The following is a 20,467-nucleotide window of genomic DNA, read 5'->3' as shown; positions in this document are numbered from 1 at the left end:
AAGATAAATTTATAAAAGAGCAAGGCAAGTGCCCTGCTCTAGGAGTTTTACTCGACTTCAGCGTCTATAACGTCGTCGTCTTTTTTATTATTTCCGCCGTTTGCTCCAGCGTTTTCATCTTTTTTATACATAGCTTCTGCTAGTTTATGGCTAGCTTTGCTTAGAGCTTCTACTTTAGCATCGATTTGCTCTTTTGAAGAATTTTCATCTTTTAAGACCTCTTTTAGATCATTTAACGCAGCTTCGATGTTACTTCTATCCTCAGCTGGAACTTTCTCGCCAAGCTCGCTCATGCTTTTTTCAGTTTGATGAACTAGTGCGTCAGCTTGGTTTCTAGCTTCAACTGCGTCTTTGCGCTTTTTGTCCTCTTCTTTATGAAGCTCAGCATCTTTTACCATGTTGTTTATCTCTTCTTCGCTTAAGCCGCTTGATCCAGAGATAGTGATGTTTTGAGCTTTGCCAGTTGCTTTATCTTTTGCTGAAACAGTTAAAATTCCGTTTGCGTCAATGTCAAACTCAACTTCTATTTGAGGAACACCTCTTGGAGCTGCTGGAATGCCTTCAAGGTTGAAATTTCCAAGTGACTTATTATCTCTTGCAAACTCACGCTCACCTTGTAAAACCATAATAGTAACGGCACTTTGGTTATCTTCAGCAGTTGAGAAGACTTGGCTTTTCTTAGTTGGTATGGTTGTGCCTTTTTCGATGATCTTTGTCATCACGCCGCCAAGTGTTTCGATACCAAGGCTAAGTGGAGTAACGTCAAGAAGTAGCACGTCTTTAACGTCGCCTTTTATAACCGCACCTTGGATTGCAGCACCGATAGCCACGACTTCATCTGGGTTTACACTCTTATTTAGCTCTTTACCAAATGCCTTTTTAACCTCTTCTTGAACTAGTGGCACACGAGTTGAACCACCGACCATTACGACCTCTTTGATGTCGCTTTTATTTAAACCAGCGTCTTTTGTTACCTCGTTTATCTTAGTGATAGTCTCGCCCACAAGTGAGTCGATCATGCCCTCAAATTTAGCACGAGTTAGCTTTTTAACAAGGTGTTTTGGACCAGTTGCATCAGCTGTGATAAATGGTAAATTTATCTCAGTCTCTTGAGCTGAGCTTAGCTCTTTTTTAGCATTTTCAGCAGCTTCTTTTAAGCGTTGAAGTGCCATGATATCGCCTTTTAGATCGATGCCATTTTCATTTTTAAACTCGCTTACTAGCCAGTCAATTATCTTGTTATCAAAGTCATCACCGCCCAAGAATGCGTTACCGCCAGTTGCTAAAACTTCAACGATATTATCGCCAGTTTCTAGTACTGTAACGTCAAATGTACCGCCACCTAGGTCGTAAACTAAAATTTTCTCAGCCTCTTTTTTATCAAGACCATAAGCAAGTGCTGCAGCTGTTGGCTCGTTGATGATACGAAGTACGTTTAGTCCTGCGATCGTTCCAGCCTCTTTTGTGGCCTTTCTTTGACTATCGTTAAAGTAAGCTGGCACAGTAATAACCGCATCTGTTACCTTTTCACCAAGGTATGCTTCAGCGTCTTCTTTTAGTTTGATAAGAATTTTTGCTGAAATTTCTTGCGGAGTGTAAACCTTACCAGCGATCTCAACTGCGCAAGCGCCGTTTCTATCTACAACGTGATATGGCAAGCGGCTTTTTGCCTCTTCAGCATTTTTTTCATTACTCATCAAACCCATGATACGCTTGATAGAATATATCGTTTTTTCAGGGTTTGTAACTGCTTGACGTTTTGCGACGTCACCTACCAGAATTTCACCTTTGTCTGTAAAAGCAACAACAGATGGAGTTGTGTTTTTACCCTCTTTGTTTGGGATAACCTTGCTCTCGCCGCGCTCAAAAACGCTCACACAAGAGTTTGTTGTACCTAAGTCTATACCTATAACTTTTGACATATTTTTCCTTTTTATTAGATTTTATTTTTATAAATTTAGTTTGCTACACTGACCATAGCTGGGCGCAAAACCCTACCATTTATCATATAGCCTTTTTGCAAAGCTTGTACGATTTGACCACTCTGCTTCTCCTCGCTATCGACCCTTAAAACGGCATTATGCACACTTGGATCAAACTCAGTATCAGTTGGTATCTCACTTACACCATGCTTTTCAAAGCATTTTTTAAACTGATTTATAGTTATCAAAATACCTTCTTTGATCTTTTTGGCAAATTCATCATCCTCTGGATCAAAATTCGCAGCGATCTCAAGAGCATCAATGACTGGTAGTAAGTCCCTAGCAAATTTCTCATTTGCATAGTTTGCAACGTCCGTCTTCTCTTTTTCATAACGCTTTTTGATATTTTCAAATTCAGCATTTGCTCTATAATATTTATCAGTTATCTCCCCGAGCTCTTTTTCAAGTTTTTCAACCTTTGAAATATCGCCAAGTGCGTCCAAATTTACGCTATCATTAGCTAGTTCTTGCACAGGCTCAACCTCAGGTAGATTTTGCCCTTTTACCTCTTCGCTCACGCAGCCTCCTTTATTAGATTTATAAATTTCACATAGTCAGTATAAATACTGCCAGCACAGATCATCTGTGCTTCGTTACCAAAATAGTTCGCACTAAATTTGAGGCCCATAAAATTTTCATCAAACATAGGAGAAAATGTAAGTTTCTCATCCATTTGTAAGCTAAAACTTGGGTCAAAAACCATCTTAAAACGTCTATCTTTAAACATATCAAAGGCTAAAATTTCATTTTCCTGGAAGTAAATTTTAGTCCTTTTAAGTTCTCTTATTTTACTTTTTAGTTCGCTTAAGCCAACTTGAGAGCAGATAAGCTCAAGCTTGTTTAAACTAACTCCAGCAAGATTACTTAAAAATTTATACATCCTAGCATCAAATTTAATAACGATCTCATCTTCACCAAAATTTAAGATCATATATCTATTATTTAAATTTAAAATTTCTAGCAATTCATTATCGATTGTGCCAAAAATCATACAATAAAGTTCAAATTCATCACATAACTTTTTCAGTTCTTCGGCATCATTTATCTCTAAGTTTATATCACTTATAGCAAAAATTTCACTCCAATATCTTCTCATCGCAGCGATTGTTGGTATCCGACCGCCACTAATGTGAAGCTTTGTGATCTCGCCCTCATCCGAAAGCTTTTTAAAATAAACGCGTATCGTAGAAGCCGGAATAGCCGCGCTCATACGAGAGCCAAGCTCATTTGATCCAATTGGCATATTATCCTGCAAATAAGCTTCGATAATAGAGTTTAGTATCAAATCACGTTTATTTGTTTTACTCACTTTTAGCACTCTTTCTTTTTAATTGCTAAGCGGATTATACAACTTTAGTTTATCAATGTCAAGTATATAAGTTAAAAAAATTTATTTATATATATTTAGCCTATATAACTAAACTTTTTTAACGCCTATAATATAAGCTTTGCGTAAAAAGAAATAAAATTTAAAACAAAATAATAAATTTAACTTCAACATAAAAACCCGAAATTTCTAATTTTATTCAAAAATTTAAAAGCTTTTTATACGTTATAACGTATATTATAAATAATTTTTAGTATATTTAATACCTTATTTTGATATTTATATACTTTTTTACATTATTTATATAATATTTTAGGTATATTTAATGATGAATAACGTATAATTATTCAATGATTGAAACAAGTGATATATTTAATTTGCTTCATAATGCAGTTGAGGCAAAAAATATCGGTAAGAAAATTTCACAAGCAAAAATGGCAGAAGAGCTTGGTGTACCAATGAGAACATACCAGGACTGGAGACTTGGTAACTCAAAGCCACAAGCTGCCGCTGCGGTTTGTAAACTGCTTTGTGAGCTTGATGACGATGAAATATTATTTGTTATAAACAAGATGAGAAAGTTGTTAGGAAAATAGATGGAAAATTTGACACAAAAAGAGAGAATAGACCTTGAGAGCGTGTTTGCAGCTATCTGCACTAAGAAAGAGCCTAAATTTTTAGGTTTCTATAAAGACTTTTACTCGAGTGCAATTTTAAAATTTTATGTAGTTAAAGATAAAATCAAAAAAATAAAGATCAAGAAAAATTAGTTTTATATTATTTGAGTAGAAAAATATTTTTTTGCTGCATTTAAAGATTAATAATTTAAATAAATTCTCCTTAAATATTGACTTTATTTAAAGAGAATTTACCGACTTATTTTTTACCAAATTTAGCTAGAGCTCTTTGGTAGTCCTCTTCACTATCGATACCGATACTTTGGCTCTCAACCTCTAGCATCACTATCTTTTTGCCATTTTCTAAAGCACGAAGCTGCTCGAGCTTTTCGGTATTTTCAAGACTTGAAGGCATAAGAGTGCAAAACTCTTTTAAACTTTTTACACTGTATCCGTAAATGCCAAGGTGCACCTTGTAGCTTTTGCACTCGCTTCTGTTAAATGGTATCCTTGATCTTGAAAAGTAAAGTGCATATCCCTCAAAATTAGTCACAACTTTAACTAAATTTTTATCATCCGCAAACTCATCGTCCATCTTTTTATAGCAAGAAAACATAAAGGCTTTCCCCTTGTTTTGCTCGCAAAATGCTCTAAATTTGGCGATATTTTCAGGCTCAATAAATGGTTCATCGGCCTGAACATTTATGATGATCTCACTCTCGCTTAGTCCCAAAATTTGCGCCGCTTCGTTTATCCTGTCAGTCCCGCTTTGATGATCTTTGCTAGTTAGCACAGCTTTTATACCGTGAGCCTTGGCGATATCCAGCACACTTTGCTCATCCACCGCAACCACCACATTATCCACACCACTTACTCTAAGAGCCGTTACCACAAACATTGGTACGCCATTTATCTCTTTTAAAATTTTGTTACTAAGCCTTGTTGAGGCAAGGCGGGCTGGTATAATTATCATCGCTCGATCCATTCTAGGACGCACTTTTCGATCTCGTCCTCTTTTATGATATTTTTGTGTAAAATTTTCGCGCTAAATAGCGAATTTATCGAGTTTGGTACGCTGTCATTTAAGATTTTAGCGGTCTTTGTCAGCGCATCTTTTTCATCTTTTGTATCTTTGATCTGGCACGCTTTGATCATGCTTGGCGTAAATTTCACCCAGTGCGCGGTCGATGTGATGACGTTTATGTGGCTAGCATCCATCATCTTAAAACAAGTAGCCGTATGTGGATCGATCGCGTAGCCGCCCTTTGCGAGCTTTGCGATATATGCCTCGCACTCTTTATCGTCGCACCAGCTAGCCTCAAAGTCCTCTTTTAACGCTTCAAGCTCCTGCTTACTAAGCTTATAAAATTTATTTTTTGCAAGACTTTGCATGAGTTCATTTGTTCTAACGCTACCAAATTTATCAAACAGCAAGCGCTCAACGTTTGAGCTGATCAAAATGTCCATGGCAGGGCTTATCGTCTTAACCAGCTTTTTATCCCTGAGGTCGTAAATGCCAGTGGTGAAAAACTGCGTCAAGATATTGTTTGCATTTGAAGCGATCTTGATCTTGCCAATCTTTGCGCCCATTTTTTTAGCGTAATATGCCCCAAGAGCGTTGCCGAAATTTCCACTTGGCACGATGATGTCAAAGCTCTCGTTTGCCTTAAGTGCCTTTTGTTTTAGTAAATTTACGTAGGCGTAGGCATGGTAGATGATCTGAAAGAGAATTCTGCCAAAATTTACCGAGTTTGCCGCACTTAGTTTAAGACATTTTTTCTTAAGCTCGGCCTTAAATTTATCATTTGCAAGTAGCGTTTTTAGCGCCCTTTGAGCGTCGTCAAAGTCGCCTCTTATACCAAAAACCTTTAAATTTTCACCCTGCATGGTCTGCATTTGCAGTTTTTGAACCTCGCTTGTGCCACCATCTGGATAGAGGCAAACAACCTTGATATTTTCGTCATTTGCAAAGGTTTGAAGTGTCGCAGGGCCCGTGTCACCGCTCGTTGCGCACATGATGAGATATTTTTCGCCTCGCTCTTTTGCAAGCTGGCTAAGAAGTGAGCCAAAAGGCTGAAGCGCCATATCCTTAAATGCCCTCGTTGGACCGTGATATAGCTCATTTACGTATAAATCTTTATCTATTTTTTTAAAAATGACTGGATGCTTTGGATCATCAAAACTCGCGTATCTCTTAACCGCTTTTTTGAAAAACGCCTCTGGCACGTCAAATTTAAATAGAGAGATGATGTGAAGTGCGAGCTTTTCGTAGGTTAGGCTTGAGAACTCTTGCCACTTTGCCTTTGTGATCTTTGGTAGCTTTTTTGGCGCATAAAGTCCGCCGTGAGCAGAGCTTGGGCTAAGCATGGCTGTGCTTAAATTTACATTTTTTACCTTTTCATCTTTTACGCTTCTAGTTGGTGTTAGTCTCATTTTTTGCCTTTTTGGTTGATTTTTTTATCCAATTTTCATATTTTTTAAAAACCTCTTTTGGCTTAAGCGCCAAAATTTCTGGGGTTTCGTAGCTGTGGTGCTTTCTTATAAATTTAGCTACTTTTTTAAATTTCGCGTCCGTTTTTATGAGTAAAATTTGCTCTTTTTCATCACAAAGCTTCTCTTCCCAAAGATAAATGCTCTTTGCGCTAAAGCTACTCACGCAAGCTGCAAGTCCCTTTTTCACGAGCTTTTTGCTTAGTTTTTTTGCCTCTTTTTTCTTTGCGACTGAGGTGATTAAAATTCTCATTTTGATCTAAATTTTCCTTTTAAAAAGTGGCTCATTATAACAAAATGGGCTTAAATTTGCTGCGCTAAAACCTTTTTAAACTCCTCGCTTAGCGTAACTTCAAGCGTGATAAGCGATACTCTCAGCCCAAAATCCTTTGCCTTTACATAGTCCTTTTGCGTCATCAAAAGCGAGGTCGCACCATATCTTTTTAAAATCTCTTCTAGCTCATCTTTTGAAAAATCATAATGGTCAGGAAAAAAGACGCGAGCTATGCACTCATCAAAAAATGGCTTGAGGCGCTCTGGGTTTGCTATGGCAGTTACTAGTACCATTTTTTCGCTTTTATTTAAAATTTCACTTTTTCTAAAGTGAGTTTGCCCTTCAATCGCTACAAAATCACCAAATTTATAAAAGCTAAATGGATATCTATAAGCCCCACTTGGCAGGCAAAATTTTAGCCTTGGCTCTGGTCTTGGGCGCACCAAAATGTCAAATTTGGCTATGTCAAATTTAGAAAAACAATCATCCAGTAAGATATACTTTGCGCCATGCTTTTTAGCGTAGTTTATAGCTATTTTCCTATCTTCGCTTACTATTACATTTGCGTTTTTAAGGCTTGTAGCATATATCATCGCCTCATCGCCGCTCGCTGCCACGTCAAGTAAAATTTCGCCATCCCTTGCGACAACCTGCATGCCCTTGCTCTTTCTTTTATATCCTCTAAGGATGATGAAAGCGCCCTCGAAATTTTTAGCAATTGCTACGCAAAGCGGGGTCTTACCACTTCCTCCAAGTGTCAAATTTCCAACGCTTATCACCTTTATGCCAAAGTCTATTTTTCTAGCAGTAAATTTCTTAAAAACAACAATAAGAAAATAGATAAAACTTAGTGGCAAAAGTAAAAATGCTAGTAAAATTTGAAAGAAATTTGGGCGAAAGAAGTAGTCATTCGCCCAAGAATGCAAGAAAATATTTAATTTCTTAAACACGAGTTTTAGAAATTTCTTTTACTTTGCTGCAGATATATTGCACCTCTTCATCACTCAAACTATGATAAATAGGTAGCGACAACACTTGCTGATAATTTTTTAAAGCATTCGGAAAATCATTTACTTTAAGCGAGTATTTGTTTTTATAATAACTTAGTAAATGTATCGGTATGTAGTGCAATGATGTGTGAATACCGTGTTCCAAAAGCTCTCTAGCAAAGCCGTCACGATTTTTGTTTATCTTAATAATATACTGAGTATAAATGTGTTCGCGTTTTTTGACAGGGATTGTTATATTGTGGCACTCGCCAATCTCTTTGTCATAAATTTTTGCGATCTCTTGTCTTCTTTGTATGAGCTTGTCTGTTCTTTCTAGCTGTGCAATAGAAAATGCTGCATTTATTGAGTTTATATCATACTTTAAGCCAATATCAACGACATCATAAATATAACTCAAGCTACCAAATTTATCAATGCCATTTACAAGAGCATAGTTGCGAAGTAGTTTTGCTCTTTTATAAATTTCCTCATCATTTGTCGTAAAAAATCCAACCGTTGATATAGGATTTTGCACACGCGAATGTGTTTGAAAGCATGACAAAAAGGAGTCTGAACCAACCTTTTTACCATTATATGTTAGTCCCATACCGCGATTTGCATCATCTAAAATTTTTACACCGTATTTCTCACAAATAGCCGTTATCTCGTCCATCCTAGCACTTTGCCCTGCGATGTGAGAGATAAAAGCACATTTTAATTTTTTATGATTTTGCTCTTTTAGCACTTTCTCAAGGGCGTCTGGGCAGATGTTAAAATCTTCTTCATCAACATCCACAAAAATAGGTTCAGCATCAAAATGTCTAACAGCTTGTGCAATGCTAGGAAAAGCATTTATGGAGCAAATGACCTTGTCTCCGCGTTTAGTATCAAGCGCGCTTAGTGCCAAGTGATGTGCGGCTGCGATATTATTTGTGGTAACTACAAATTTTGCACCAAAATACTCTTTTAACTTCTCTTCAAATCTAGCAACGATATTAGTAGTATTTTCAGAGTGCAAAGCCTCCTCAATAAGCTCACTTTCACGCTCAGTGATAGTTGGTCTATAAAACGGAATCTCTCTCATCTTTAATCCTTTAAATTTTCACTATCAACGGCATTTGTCGTTTAAACCTGTTTGAAACAACTCTATTTTCTATATCCGATACTGCTTTTAATCCGAACTTTTTGATGACTTGCTCCTTGTTATTTTCTAAATTTTCTAAAATCTCATCAATAACAGTATAACTGTAACCTATGTCGCCTTCGTCACTTTGTCCATCCCACAAATCAGCCGAAGGTGCTTTGTTGATAAAATTTTTATCAACCCCAAGATGTTTTGCAAATTCAAAAATTTCACTTTTGTAAAGCTCTCCAATAGGATTTATCGCACATGCTAAATCCCCAAATATCGTGCCATATCCAAGCATAAGCTCACTTTTGTTACTTGTTCCGATAACTAGAGCGTTTATACTAGATGAATAATCATAAAGCAAGCTCATTCTAACTCTAGCTGCTAAATTCCCTTTTCTTAAATTGCTTAAATTTACATCTATCGTTTCGTAAAAGGCATTTAAAATACCCTCTATTGATAAAACCTTATATTTTATGTTTAATTTTTCGCATAAATTTAAGGCGTCGTCCATATTTTGTCTGTTTGATGATGCTGTTGGCATAATGAGTGCATGAGTTTCATTTGGTTTTGCTCTTGCACACAAAGTCGCTACCACAGCAGAATCAATACCTCCACTAACACCCAACAACAAATTTTTATCTTTAGTTTTATCTCTTAAGCTAAAAACTAAAGTTTCTTCGATCTTTTGATACTCCTTCATTCTTCCTTTGCCTAGATTTGCTTCCTTTTGTAAAAATTATACTAAGTGAATTTAAAATTTTTCTTTAAGTTTAAGTAAAAAGATGTAAAATTTTAAGAAATAATAAATTTAAGGTAAAAAATGAGAGTAATACACAAAAGTTTTGGAGATTTTGGCACTAATTGTTACATCGTTACAAAAAATAACTCATCTTTAGTGATAGATCCAGGAGACGGGGCAAAGGAGTGGGTTTTACAAAATGCTAAAAATTTAAAAGCCATCCTTTGCACTCACGGGCATTTTGATCATATTTTTGATGCTGGTGAATTAAAAGATGAGCTAGAAATTCCAGTTTATATTAATAAATTCGATGCTTTCATGTGTGAGAGTGATATTTTTGGTTATATGAAAAGTACTTTTACTCCGGATGTTTTGATTGATAATGATGAGAATTTTAACATTGATGATTTTTGCATCAAATTTCATCATTTTCCAGGACATACACCAGGCTGCTCGATGATAGAGATAGAAGACATGATGTTTAGTGGGGATTTTTTATTTAGAGGAAGCATAGGACGCTGGGATTTTCCTTTTTCAGATAAAAATGAAATGTTAAAAAGTCTAGGAAAATGTAAAAATTTAAAAGGTAACTTCACGCTTTATCCAGGGCACGGAGAAGTCAGTACACTAAAGACCGAGCAAAACAATATTGGTTATTGGATAGGTATAGTAAAAAATAGCTAAAAATTTCGGTGGTATTAATTTCAAATTTCAAGCTTCTAAAGTACACTTAATCACTATTAAAAATTTATATTTTTATAAAACTAAGAGTCAATCAAAAAGAGTAGAGAAATTTTAGGAGTCTATTAAATTTTAAAAAGGTCCGAGCGAAAGCTCGCTCGGATAAAGGTTTTAGAAGCTATATTTTGCTTCAAATCTTATACGATTTTGTTTGTAGTTTTCACCATCTTTTTTGTCTTTAGCAGCTGCATACCAAGTTAGGAAATTAAGTTTTTTGCTATATTTGTAACTAGCTTGTGCATACCACTCATTTCTTTTTGCTCTCTCTTTATCAAGAGCATAGCTTGTGCCTTTACCTTGAGTATAACCAGCACCAAGACCAAATTTATCTATATCATATCCAGCATTAACAAACCAGTAGTCGTTGTTGCCTTTGATATTGTTGTAATATTGTTTTCCGCCGCCACCCATTACACTATTTAGTAGTTTAGTTGGGTTGATTAACTGTCCGCTTGCATCAATTGAAGTAAATGACCACTTATTATTATCTTTATTTTTAGCATCAAAGTCTAAATAGCCAGCGTTAAGCTTAGCACCAAATAGTTTTGTGCCAGCTTGAACTGCCCAGAAGTTAGCATCAGCTACATCTTTGTGATCTGAGTCGTTATGGACAAATTGACCTTTTAGGTTTAGATTTACATCATCGGTTACATTAAAGCTAACACCAGCTTCAGCACCATAAAGTGTTGCTATCTCTTGAAGATTTGCAATAGCTGCTTTAAAAGATACTGGATCATAACTGCCAGCTGCACCTAAATAGTAAAGATTGCCAGCAGAACCATTAAATTTATCATTTTCAGTACCATTTACTATTCTATTAAGCAATGGACCATCTATTTCAGTACCGTCGCTTTGTAGTGCATCATAAGCTGCAGCTGTTAAAGTAAGACCAGGTACATCAGTATTTACTACTTTTAGACCAGTACCTGCTATATCACCATCATCATAGAAAGTTTTGATAAGTTGCTTGCCAGCTGTAATAGTAGTGTCAGATACTTTGTATCCTAGATACATCTCATATACACCAAAAGAATTTGTTGTATTTGTTTTATCTGTACCAGTTGCTACTTTATCGCCTGAATCATCAGTAGCAGCATATCTTAGTGTCAATACACCAAAGAAATTATCATCAATAGCGGCTTTAAATGATGTTTGCATTCTAAAAGCATGGCCTGCAGTATTACCTTTTACAGTATCAGCTGTAGTTTTCTTAGTACTATCATTTGTATAACGATATCTTGCAAATCCTGAAAGATCTACATTTTTTATAGCTTCTTCAAGTGGAGTTGCACTTGCAACACTTGAAAATGCACCTAAAGCAACCAAAGCAGCTAAGCTAACTTTTGTAATTTTCATCTAAATCTCCTTTTGATAAAAAGTTTTGCAAGGATATTATCACAGAAAATTAATTTTATTGCTTAATTTTCCTTAAAAATTTAAAAAATGTTACCAATTATTTACCAAAATAGGATAATGAGATAAAGATTGTCTTTTTAAAATTTCGTTTTATTTGGGATTAAATAATAAGAAAATCAAAAATTCTTACTTACTTTTAGCTATTAGCCTTGGCTTCTTCTCGCTCTTTTTTCTGCCTTATAGCAGCTTCTTTTTGGATATTTTTTTGTTGAGCCAAGAAGATATGCTCTTCAAGTGTGACAAGTTGAAATATTCCTTCAAAAATTTTTATATCTTTAACGTATCCAAGCACTTTTACTTCTCTTTTTCTACTCTCTTCAAATCTTGCTTGAGCGTCAAATTCCACCACGTCACCAAGCTTTAGCGGTCCAAAGAAATTTATCCTAGCCCCGATACTAACGCAAAATTCTTCATTTATGGCTAAAAGCGCAGCGTGATTTGCCCCCATAAAAATAAATCCGCTATGAATAAGCCCCTCAGTATCGCACACCATATCATCCGTAGTAAAAAATCTAGTCTTTGCGTGATTTTTTTCAAGTAAAAATGCCGTTCCGCTAAAATTTAGCTTTGCAAGTGGAGCAGTTTTGATCTCGTTTCTTAATGGATTTTCATCTTCTGGTAAGATTATTTGCGACTCATCTTTTACATCATAGATATTTTCTTCTGCCATTTTTATCCTTAAATTTTAACTCTAACATATGCTCTTTTTGGCGCTGGGTAGCCCTCGATGGTCTTTGTACTATCATTTGGATCTAAGAAATTTCCAAGGCTCTCACCATCTATCCACTGCGTTTTTCGCTGCTCATTTATATCAGTAGCCTTTGTCTCAAGCAAGGTAAAGTCCTTAAATTTAGCCCTCTCGCACCAGTTTTGTAAGGCCGAGAGAGTCGGTACAAAGTAGATATTTGGAATTTTTGAATACCTATCTTTTGGGCTCAGTGCAAAATCGCCCTCCATGTCAATATACATAGTATCCAAAAATAGCTCGCCTCCAGGATTTAACGCAGTTTTTAGCTCTTTTAGCATCTTAATAGGATCACTTCTGTGATATATCACTCCAAGACAAAAAATCGTATCAAATTTAACTCCATATTCAGGTAAGTTCTCAACACCAAGAAGCTCATATGTGATATTTGAGCGGATAAATTTGTTTAAAAATTTAAACTGCAAAAATGTATGCGCGCTAGGATCAAAACCAGTTATGCTTTTGGGGCCGTATTCAAGCATTTTAAACATATAATATCCATTGTTGCAACCAACATCAGCCACGCACTTGCCAGCTAAATTTAGATACGGTGCTAGGATATTAAATTTGATAAAACTTTGCCACTCGCTATCTATATATATATCATCAAGTAAAAATGGCCCTTTTCTCCAAGGCTTTAGACTAAGGGCGAGGTCGTAAATTTCGTCTTTATCGGCTTGATTTAAATTTTTAAATTTCACATTTACACTATTTTCTAGCTCAAGCTCGCAATCAAAATTTGCTAAATTTTCTATCCTATTAAAAATTTGCTTTTGTTGCTCGTTAAATTTACTAAGATTCACGCTATTTCCAATCGACGATATTGTGTGGACACTCTTTTTGGTAGGTGCCAGTCGCGTCATAATACTCTTTACAGTCATTATAATATTGAGTCGAAACTCCACGCTCATTCATGTAAAGGCAACCGTTGCAAAATAACGCTATAAAGCCTAAAAATATAATCTTTTTCATGTGGCGGATTTTATCATAAATAAAATTTTTATGCTAGAATAGCAGGCAGTTTTAGAGCCAAGTTTGGCTAATATTAAGCAAAAAAGGCATTTTATGCAAAGAAGAGATTTTTTTAAATTCAGTAGTTTTTTAGGTGCAGCAAGTCTGCTTCCAAGTGTCACTCTAGCTAGCGATGAACCAGCAAATCCAGTAGTTAGAAATTTCGATGTAAATTTCAAACATTTCTTACTTGAAAAGGGCAAAAGCTCAAGAATTTGGTTGCCACTTCCACTAAGCACCACTTATCAGCAACTAACTCAAGACTACGTCATAAACACAACCGCTAAAAACGTCTATATTTCAGATACGCTAATACCTACAATGTATGCTGATTTTGAAGAAAATGAGCCAAGACCTATCTTAAATGTGCAGTTTAAAATTCAAACAACAGAGCGCAATACCGACTTTAGCAAGGTAAATTTCGATCCAAACGAGAAGGTCGATCCTGCGATTTTGGAGTTTTTAAAACCAACTTCACACATCCCAACTGACGGCGTCGTAAGAGCAAAAGCACTAGATATAGTTGGAAATTTAAAGGGCGATTTAGAGCGCGCAAAAGCGATCTACACGTGGGTTGCAAACACTATGCAGCGTGATAACAGTGTCCTTGGATGTGGCACGGGCGATGTTAGAGCGATCCTGGAAAGTGGCAAGCTAGTTGGTAAATGCACCGATATAAACTCAGTTTTTGTGGGACTTTGCAGATCAGTTGGCATCCCAGCAAGAGAAATTTTTGGCATTAGAGTTGGTCAGTCTAGATTTTCAGATCAAATGGGTAGCGCAAAAGATGGCGTAGCTAAAATTTCAGGCGGACAGCACTGCAGGGCTGAGTTTTACTTAAAAGGCTATGGTTGGATACCAGTTGATCCAGCAGACGTCACAAAGGTTAGACTTGGTGAGAAATTAACAAATGATGACGCTAAGATCGTAGCTGTGAGAGATTATTGCTTTGGTAACTGGGAGATGTGCTGGATAGGCTTTAACTACGGCCGCGACTTTATCTTAAAGCCGACTCCAGAGCAAACTCCGCTAAACAACTTTGGCTATCCATACGCTGAGGTTGATAGCAACACACAAAACTACTATTCGCCAAAAGAATTTAGCTACGACTACGTCTCAACAGAGCTAAAATGAGAGCCTTTTGGCTGATACTAACATCCATAGGTAGCGCCATCGGTGCTACCTTGTGCTGTTTGCCAGCACTTCTTTTCTTGCTTTTTGGCACATCTTTTTCATTTCTATCTTGGACACAAAATTTATACGAGTACCGCGTCCCTTTAAGCGTTATAGCCGTCATTTGCTTTGTGATTTCAGGAATTAGTCTATTTTACAAGCCAAAAAGCTGCAACCTAAGCTATAAAAAGAAAAAATGGATACTTATATATATACTTTTTGGAGTGATTTTACTTTTACTCCTTACATATCCGGAGCTTTTAGGAGAAATTTATGCGTAAAATTTTAGTTTTAGCCCTTTTAGTAGCAGCAAGCTATGCTGATAAAAAGATAGAAATTTCTGTACCCAGCATGCACTGTCCGCTTTGCACGGCGATTGTTAGAAAGGCTGCTCTTAGCGTTGATGGCGTAAAAAAGGCAGATGTATCGCTAAAAGAGCGAAAAGCTGTCGTTATAGCAGATGATAAGGTCGATGAAAAAGAGCTTTTAAAAGCAGTAGATGCGACTGGCTATAAGGGCGAGATAAAATAAATTTACGGAGGCAAATATGTCAAATAGTGAAATTTTAAAGAAATTTGAGACACTTACTACGATACCACACTGCAGTTATGAGACCGATAAGATGCGTGATTTTCTAGCTAGCTATGCAAAAGATAAGGGCTGTGAGGTTACAGTCGATAGCTTTGGCAACATTCATGCGTTTAAGGGCAAACCAAAAATTTGCTTGCAAAGCCACTACGATATGGTCTGCATGGGCGATGCTCCAAAGATCGAGATAGTTTACGGCGATGATGGCTACATGAGAGCCAAAAACTCATCTTTAGGTGCCGATAACGGTATCGGCGTGGCTATCATGATGCAGATGATAAGCGAATTTGATGACATAGAGTGCCTCTTTACAAACAACGAAGAAGTCGGCATGATCGGAGCCACTGGTTTTAGTGGCGAGTTAAAAGCCGATAAGCTTTTAAATTTAGATAGCGAAGAGGACGATAGGGTCACCATCGGCTGTGCTGGCGGTGTAAATTTATTTGCCAATACCTCGCTTAATAGCAAAAAAACAAAAGAGAGCACGCTTTATGAAATAAAAGTGAGCGGACTGCCTGGTGGACACTCTGGCAACGAGATACATAAAAATATCCCAAATGCGATCAAGGTTTTGGCGGCATTTGTGACTAAAAATGGATGTAAGCTTGTTAAATTTGAAGGTGGCGAGCGAAGCAACTCTATCCCAAGTGGCGCAACTGCACTGGTTCTAAGCGATAAAGAGCTAAAAAGTGAGTGTGAAAATTTAAGTGTGAAAAAGCTTGGCACGGGTGAAGAAATTTTAGAAAATGGCGAGAAAATTTTAGCTCTTATTAACTCATTTTCACAAGGCGTAAGAGCCTACAACTGCGAGCTAGGCATACCACAAGATAGCGTAAACCTCTCACTTGTAAAGATCAAAGATGATGACATGCTTGAAGTGGAGTTTTTTGCTAGATCAATGAGTAAAGACGGGCTAAACAGGATGGAATTTGAAATTTCTGAGCTTGCAAAAGCGCTTGGCTTTAGCGTCATTGCAAAAGATAGAAACCCTGCTTGGAAGCCTATAAATGATAAATTTGCAAACGATATCTTAGAAGAGCTAAAAATTTATAAGCCAAATGCAAGGATAACAGCTGTGCATGCTGGACTTGAATGTGGCGTGCTTTTGGAGAAAAAAGCGGGTCTTAGTGCATGTTCTATTGGACCAAACATCCACTCACCTCACTCAACAAGAGAATGCTGCGAGGTTGAATCTGCGCTTTTTATAGAAAAAGTGGTTCGCGGTATCGTTAAAAAATACAACTCATAATCCAAACCAAAATTTGCTAGAAATTTCTAGCAAATTTTATCTATCAAATAGGCTAAGTCAAATTTACCCGCAAACTCGAGCAATTTTAGACTATTTCCCAAACTCATAAACGATCTTGCCACTTTTTATCGTGGTAGTCGCTGCGCCTTTTAGTTTTTTACCAAAGAGTGGAGAATTTATAGATTTTGAGCGGTTTATCTTCTCATCATAAACATACTCGATCTCAGGATCTATCACCGCGATGTCAGCTAGCATGCCCTCAGCAAGCCTGCCTTTATCTTTTAAATTTAGCATCTTAGCTACATTTGTAGATGTTAGCTCCACCATGCGCTCTAAGCTTATAACGCCCTCATTTACGAGCTTAAGAGTGAGTGGCACAAGGGTTTGAAGTCCGATGATACCAAATGGCGCCTTGTCAAATTCCACTATCTTTTCATCTGTGTGGTGTGGGGCATGATCGGTCGCGATAACGTCTATAAGTCCGCTTTTTAGTGCCTCTCTTACTGCTTTTACGTCGCTTATTTCACGAAGCGGTGGTGACATTTTAAAATTTGTATCGTAGGCATTTTTTAAAATTTCATCGTCGCTAAAGCTAAAGTGGTGTGGTGTAGCCTCACAAGTAATGTTTATGCCCTCTTTTTTGCCCATTTCTATGATCTTTAGCGAGTACTCCGAGCTTACGTGAGCGATATGGATGTGTGCTTTAGTAAGCTTTGCAAGTAGCATATCACGACTCACTGCGATCTCCTCTTTCTCTCTTGCCATTCCGCGAAGTCCAAGTATGGCTGAGACCTTACCCTCGTGCATGACGCCCTGTCTGCAAAGTGAGCAATCCTCTGAGTGGCTTATACAAAAGCTACCAAACATACTTGAATACTCAAGTGCTGCTCTCATCACGCTTGAGCTAGTCACTGGCAGGCCATCATCACTAAATGCAACTGCTCCAGCCTCTATAAGATCGCCCATTTCAACGATCTCGTTGCCACCAAGTCCTTTGCTGATGGCTGCGATTGGCAAAAGATCGATTAGTCCGCAGTTTTTAGCCTTTTCTATCATCGCTCTTGTAATCGACGCGTTATCATTTACTGGATTTGTGTTTGCCATGCAAAGGCAGGTAGTCACTCCTCCAGCTACGGCCGCCCGTGATCCTGAGATGATGTCGTCTTTGTACTCTTGACCAGGATCACGAAAATGCACGTGCATGTCGATAAGTCCTGGCATGACAAGCTTATTTGTCGCATCTATGACCTTATCAGCCTCAAATTTCTCACTTCCGATTTTAGCTATTTTGCCGTTTTCTATTAGGATATTTGCCTTAAATTTCTCGTCGCTATTTACGATAGTGCCGTTAATTATTGCTATTCTCATTTTTAGCCCCTATTTTTTACAAGCGTATTTAGTATCGCCATTCTTATAGCAACGCCGTTTTCAACTTGATTTAGTATGACTGAGTGCGTACCATCAGCCACATCTGAGTTTAGCTCTACGCCCCTATTTATCGGTCCTGGATGCAGTACGATAGCATCGGGTTTGGCTAGCTTTATCCTATTTTTATTTAGTCCAAAAAATTTCGAGTACTCCCTCGAACTTGGAAATGCTACGTCCGCACCGCCACGCTCTAGCTGGATGCGAAGCATGATGATGACGTCGCTGCCCTCGCAGGCTTCTTCCATATTTTTGCAAATTTGAGACTCAAAGACCTCAGCATCTTTTGGCATCATCATCCTTGGCGCAAATAGCTTTAAATTTATGCCAAATTTCTTCATCGCCCAGATGTCAGACCTTGCCACGCGGCTTCTGGCGATGTCGCCAATGATCGCCACGTTTAGGTTTTTATCTAAAATTTTACCATGCTCTCTTAGCGTAAAAAGATCAAGTAAGGCTTGACTTGGATGCTCATTTGTGCCATCCCCTGCATTTACGACACTAGCGTCAGTTCTATCCGCTGCAAATTTCGCTGCACCAGAGCTTGGGTGACGAAGCACAATGATGTCGCTTTTCATCGCAGCCATGTTATTCATCGTATCATTTAGGCTTTCGCCTTTTGTCACGCTCGAGCTTGATGAGCTGAAATTTATCGTATCAGCTCCAAGTCTCTTTGCGGCAATCTCAAAGGATGTTCTAGTTCTTGTCGAGTTTTCATAAAATGCGTTTATCGTGGTCTTTCCGCGAAGATAGTCATTTTTTTTCACTTGGCTTAAATTTAGCTCCTTAAACTCTTTCGCCGCCTCTAAAAAATATAAAATTTCTTCCTTGCTAAGCTCTCTAGTTCCTATCAAATCTTTATGTTTGTAGCCCATTTTAAGCCTCTTAAATTTATTTTGCTACGAAGTCGCAAGCTGGTTGGTAGCCGTTATCACAAGCTTTTTTAAATAAAGCCTTTGCTTTTTCTTCGTTTTTTGCTTCGTTTGCGTCTTTATCTTTTACAAGGCCATAAGCGATCATTTCGCCTAGTTTTTCGCAGGCCATGCCCTCATTTTCGTCACACATTTTTGTAAAAATTTTCTCAGCCTGAACTCTATCTTTTGCTACGCCGTCGCCGTTAAATAGCATGATCGCATTCATCGTGCAAGCTTTTTTCTCACCCTCTCCACAAGCCTTATTAAAATAAGGATAAGCTTCATTAAAATTTTTCTTTGCATAAAGCTCGTTTGCTTTGTCTAAATTTTCATTTGCCATAGTATCTAACGCAAAAACCGCTGCCACTAAAACTAAAATTTTCTTCATTTTCTTTCCTTATTTAAATAATTTTGAATGATGTTTTTTCATATATTCAACTATCTCTATGACCTCTTCACTACCGCTAGCGTCAGAATTTTCTAACGCATCATCGATGCACTCAACATAAAGATTTGCCGCCTCTTCAAGTTTATCTTTTTTTACTCCAGCATAGTAGAACATCGCCTCAAGCACCATACTAAGCTCATAGCTAAGTTCTTCTACGCTTACCTCTTCTTCTTTCATATTTCCTCCTGTGTTTTTTTAGTTATTAGATCGATTATCTGTGCTTTGATCGGCTCATAGCTAAAGCCATCTTTGAAATTTGCAAATAGTCCGCCGCTTGCATTGACGTGCCCGCCACCGCCAACTAGGTGTTTTGCCATGGTGCTAACGTCAAGTTTGCCATTTGCGCGAAAGCTTAGCGTTTTTTTATTTGTCACGTCGATAAAGAAGTCAAATTCAGGATTTGCCACTAAAAAGTCGTTGCCAATAACCGAAACATTGCCGATATTGTAGGTTAAAATTCCTTTATGATTTTTATAGCTTATGCTAAATTTCTCTTTATTTTCACTAAGCTTTTTTACGACATAGTTTGAGATTAGATTGCTTAGCGTGTCGTCTTTATCCTCTTTGAAAAATGACTTCTTAATAGCATGCACCTGCATATCAAGGCCGATATAGTCGTTTTTTTCGTTAAAAAATTTGCTTGCTTCTTTTAGGATGTGATCCATATAGAGGTTGTTTTCAGCTTCAAACATCACTTTATTTATCTCTTTAGCATTTGCCACAAGCCCCAAGCAGACCTTTCCCATCTCAAAATTTTTATCATCTTTTAGCCAGATATCTACGGCATTTACGACGTCACTAAAAATTTCAAGCTCTTTGTTTTTGCCAAAAATTCCTGCAAAAAAATCATAAGTGATCTTTGTGGCGCACCTTGAGCTATCTAAAAAATACCATGGATAGGCACTCGCACACTCTGCACCGCTTTGGTGATGATCTAGCAAAAATAGCTTTATATTTTTACCCCTTATCATATCTTCAAAGCTCTCACACTGAGCTAGGCTTAAATTTAGATCAGTGATCAAGATGATGTTTTTATCATCATTTGAAGCATCTATCTCAGCTAAAATTTGAGCAAATTTATCATCTATCTCCCTGCCGTAGTTTGAGTTTAGAAATTTCACATCTTTGAAGTAAAAATTTGTTATGTATTGCGCGCCGTATCCATCAAGGTCGGTGTGCGAGAGGTGATAAATTTTCATCGTTTTCC

At 37.3% G+C, this 20,467-nt stretch carries 25 protein-coding genes; 7 read left to right on the top strand and 18 right to left on the bottom strand.

The features are described from left to right. Positions 1-47: 47 nt before the first annotated feature. From dnaK to B9N66_RS08245, 3 genes are read right to left on the bottom strand one after another with little or no spacing between them, the layout of a single operon-like run. Positions 48-1,922, bottom strand: coding sequence for a molecular chaperone DnaK (dnaK, locus tag B9N66_RS08255; protein WP_087578979.1), 1,875 nt, complete (start codon positions 1,920-1,922; stop codon positions 48-50). 35 nt (positions 1,923-1,957) lie between these two features. Then, entirely contained in the window at positions 1,958-2,500 is a 543-nt protein-coding gene (grpE, locus tag B9N66_RS08250) for a nucleotide exchange factor GrpE (protein WP_087580621.1), read from the bottom strand. Continuing rightward, positions 2,497-3,291 (bottom strand): HrcA family transcriptional regulator, encoded by a 795-nt coding sequence (locus B9N66_RS08245; RefSeq protein ID WP_087580678.1) that lies wholly within the window; start codon positions 3,289-3,291, stop codon positions 2,497-2,499. The genes grpE and B9N66_RS08245 overlap by 4 nt, the downstream gene beginning before the upstream one ends. Before the next feature lie 368 nt (positions 3,292-3,659). Between B9N66_RS08245 and B9N66_RS08240 the strand changes: the two genes are divergently transcribed. Together B9N66_RS08240 and B9N66_RS09745 are read left to right on the top strand one after the other, a co-directional pair. Continuing rightward, the gene (locus B9N66_RS08240; RefSeq protein ID WP_072594609.1) at positions 3,660-3,905 is read left to right on the top strand and encodes a DNA-binding protein; all 246 of its coding nucleotides are present in this window, start codon (positions 3,660-3,662) and stop codon (positions 3,903-3,905) included. After that, a complete protein-coding gene (locus tag B9N66_RS09745) occupies positions 3,906-4,079 on the top strand; it encodes a hypothetical protein (protein WP_180382092.1) in 174 nt (57 codons plus the stop codon). A gap of 106 nt (positions 4,080-4,185) precedes the next feature. Here the strand turns inward: B9N66_RS09745 and kdsB are convergent, their stop codons facing one another. Genes kdsB through B9N66_RS08210 form a run of 6 tightly spaced genes read right to left on the bottom strand, consistent with a single transcriptional unit; the run spans position 4,186 to position 9,511 of the window. Continuing rightward, a complete protein-coding gene (kdsB, locus tag B9N66_RS08235; RefSeq protein ID WP_087580620.1) occupies positions 4,186-4,899 on the bottom strand; it encodes a 3-deoxy-manno-octulosonate cytidylyltransferase in 714 nt (237 codons plus the stop codon). After that, a complete protein-coding gene (gene thrC, locus B9N66_RS08230) occupies positions 4,896-6,359 on the bottom strand; it encodes a threonine synthase (RefSeq protein WP_087580619.1) in 1,464 nt (487 codons plus the stop codon). The genes kdsB and thrC overlap by 4 nt, the downstream gene beginning before the upstream one ends. Then, positions 6,340-6,669, bottom strand: coding sequence for a divalent-cation tolerance protein CutA (gene cutA / locus B9N66_RS10120; protein WP_087580618.1), 330 nt, complete (start codon positions 6,667-6,669; stop codon positions 6,340-6,342). The genes thrC and cutA overlap by 20 nt, the downstream gene beginning before the upstream one ends. Before the next feature lie 50 nt (positions 6,670-6,719). After that, positions 6,720-7,640, bottom strand: coding sequence for a tetraacyldisaccharide 4'-kinase (locus B9N66_RS08220; protein ID WP_087580617.1), 921 nt, complete (start codon positions 7,638-7,640; stop codon positions 6,720-6,722). Next, on the bottom strand, positions 7,633-8,763 hold the full coding sequence (locus B9N66_RS08215) for a DegT/DnrJ/EryC1/StrS family aminotransferase (protein WP_087580616.1): 1,131 nt from the start codon (positions 8,761-8,763) through the stop codon (positions 7,633-7,635). The genes B9N66_RS08220 and B9N66_RS08215 overlap by 8 nt, the downstream gene beginning before the upstream one ends. 10 nt (positions 8,764-8,773) lie before the next feature. Then, a complete protein-coding gene (locus B9N66_RS08210; RefSeq protein WP_087580615.1) occupies positions 8,774-9,511 on the bottom strand; it encodes an NAD+ synthase in 738 nt (245 codons plus the stop codon). A 120-nt stretch (positions 9,512-9,631) separates the two neighbouring features. On the opposite strand from B9N66_RS08210, the gene B9N66_RS08205 reads away from it, so the two are divergent. Further along, positions 9,632-10,234 carry an MBL fold metallo-hydrolase gene (locus B9N66_RS08205; protein ID WP_087580614.1) on the top strand — a complete coding sequence of 201 codons (603 nt, stop codon included), beginning with the start codon at positions 9,632-9,634 and terminating at the stop codon, positions 10,232-10,234. 168 nt (positions 10,235-10,402) lie between these two features. Here the strand turns inward: B9N66_RS08205 and B9N66_RS08200 are convergent, their stop codons facing one another. The 4 genes from B9N66_RS08200 to B9N66_RS09740 form a co-directional block, all read right to left on the bottom strand. Then, positions 10,403-11,647, bottom strand: coding sequence for a porin (locus B9N66_RS08200; protein WP_087580613.1), 1,245 nt, complete (start codon positions 11,645-11,647; stop codon positions 10,403-10,405). A 196-nt stretch (positions 11,648-11,843) separates the two neighbouring features. Beyond that, a complete protein-coding gene (locus tag B9N66_RS08195; protein WP_087580612.1) occupies positions 11,844-12,377 on the bottom strand; it encodes a thioesterase in 534 nt (177 codons plus the stop codon). 8 nt (positions 12,378-12,385) lie between these two features. Next, positions 12,386-13,255: a tRNA 5-methoxyuridine(34)/uridine 5-oxyacetic acid(34) synthase CmoB gene (cmoB, locus tag B9N66_RS08190; protein WP_257639816.1), complete on the bottom strand. Its 870-nt coding sequence runs from the start codon at positions 13,253-13,255 to the stop codon at positions 12,386-12,388. A 1-nt stretch (position 13,256) separates the two neighbouring features. Further along, positions 13,257-13,424, bottom strand: a complete 168-nt coding sequence (locus B9N66_RS09740; RefSeq protein ID WP_002942642.1) for a hypothetical protein — start codon at positions 13,422-13,424, stop codon at positions 13,257-13,259. A 93-nt stretch (positions 13,425-13,517) separates the two neighbouring features. Between B9N66_RS09740 and B9N66_RS08185 the strand changes: the two genes are divergently transcribed. From B9N66_RS08185 to B9N66_RS08170, 4 genes are read left to right on the top strand one after another with little or no spacing between them, the layout of a single operon-like run. Further along, the gene (locus B9N66_RS08185) at positions 13,518-14,597 is read left to right on the top strand and encodes a transglutaminase-like domain-containing protein (RefSeq protein ID WP_087580610.1); all 1,080 of its coding nucleotides are present in this window, start codon (positions 13,518-13,520) and stop codon (positions 14,595-14,597) included. Continuing rightward, positions 14,594-14,917: a hypothetical protein gene (locus B9N66_RS08180; protein ID WP_054196908.1), complete on the top strand. Its 324-nt coding sequence runs from the start codon at positions 14,594-14,596 to the stop codon at positions 14,915-14,917. The genes B9N66_RS08185 and B9N66_RS08180 overlap by 4 nt, the downstream gene beginning before the upstream one ends. Further along, positions 14,910-15,167 carry a heavy-metal-associated domain-containing protein gene (locus B9N66_RS08175; RefSeq protein WP_054196909.1) on the top strand — a complete coding sequence of 86 codons (258 nt, stop codon included), beginning with the start codon at positions 14,910-14,912 and terminating at the stop codon, positions 15,165-15,167. The genes B9N66_RS08180 and B9N66_RS08175 overlap by 8 nt, the downstream gene beginning before the upstream one ends. A gap of 16 nt (positions 15,168-15,183) precedes the next feature. After that, positions 15,184-16,473, top strand: a complete 1,290-nt coding sequence (locus tag B9N66_RS08170; protein WP_087580609.1) for a M28 family peptidase — start codon at positions 15,184-15,186, stop codon at positions 16,471-16,473. Positions 16,474-16,563: 90 nt separating this feature from the next. Here B9N66_RS08170 and B9N66_RS08165 read toward each other — a convergent pair whose 3' ends face one another. From B9N66_RS08165 to B9N66_RS08145, 5 genes are read right to left on the bottom strand one after another with little or no spacing between them, the layout of a single operon-like run. Then, positions 16,564-17,841 (bottom strand): dihydroorotase, encoded by a 1,278-nt coding sequence (locus B9N66_RS08165; RefSeq protein WP_087580608.1) that lies wholly within the window; start codon positions 17,839-17,841, stop codon positions 16,564-16,566. Positions 17,842-17,843: 2 nt separating this feature from the next. Beyond that, on the bottom strand, positions 17,844-18,773 hold the full coding sequence (locus B9N66_RS08160; protein ID WP_087580607.1) for an aspartate carbamoyltransferase catalytic subunit: 930 nt from the start codon (positions 18,771-18,773) through the stop codon (positions 17,844-17,846). Between the two features lie 16 nt (positions 18,774-18,789). Further along, positions 18,790-19,200 carry a tetratricopeptide repeat protein gene (locus B9N66_RS08155; protein ID WP_087580606.1) on the bottom strand — a complete coding sequence of 137 codons (411 nt, stop codon included), beginning with the start codon at positions 19,198-19,200 and terminating at the stop codon, positions 18,790-18,792. A 9-nt stretch (positions 19,201-19,209) separates the two neighbouring features. Further along, positions 19,210-19,437: a hypothetical protein gene (locus tag B9N66_RS08150; RefSeq protein WP_087578995.1), complete on the bottom strand. Its 228-nt coding sequence runs from the start codon at positions 19,435-19,437 to the stop codon at positions 19,210-19,212. Further along, entirely contained in the window at positions 19,434-20,459 is a 1,026-nt protein-coding gene (locus B9N66_RS08145) for a DHH family phosphoesterase (protein WP_087580605.1), read from the bottom strand. Before B9N66_RS08145 ends, B9N66_RS08150 begins: the two co-directional genes overlap by 4 nt. Between the last annotated feature and the right edge of the window lie 8 nt (positions 20,460-20,467).

Origin of the sequence: Campylobacter concisus, assembly GCF_002165775.1 — a bacterium.
GTDB classification, from domain to species: Bacteria; Campylobacterota; Campylobacteria; order Campylobacterales; family Campylobacteraceae; genus Campylobacter_A; species Campylobacter_A concisus_E.
Note: the sequence above shows the minus strand (reverse complement) of the source record. Positions and strands in the feature narration are given on the sequence as shown.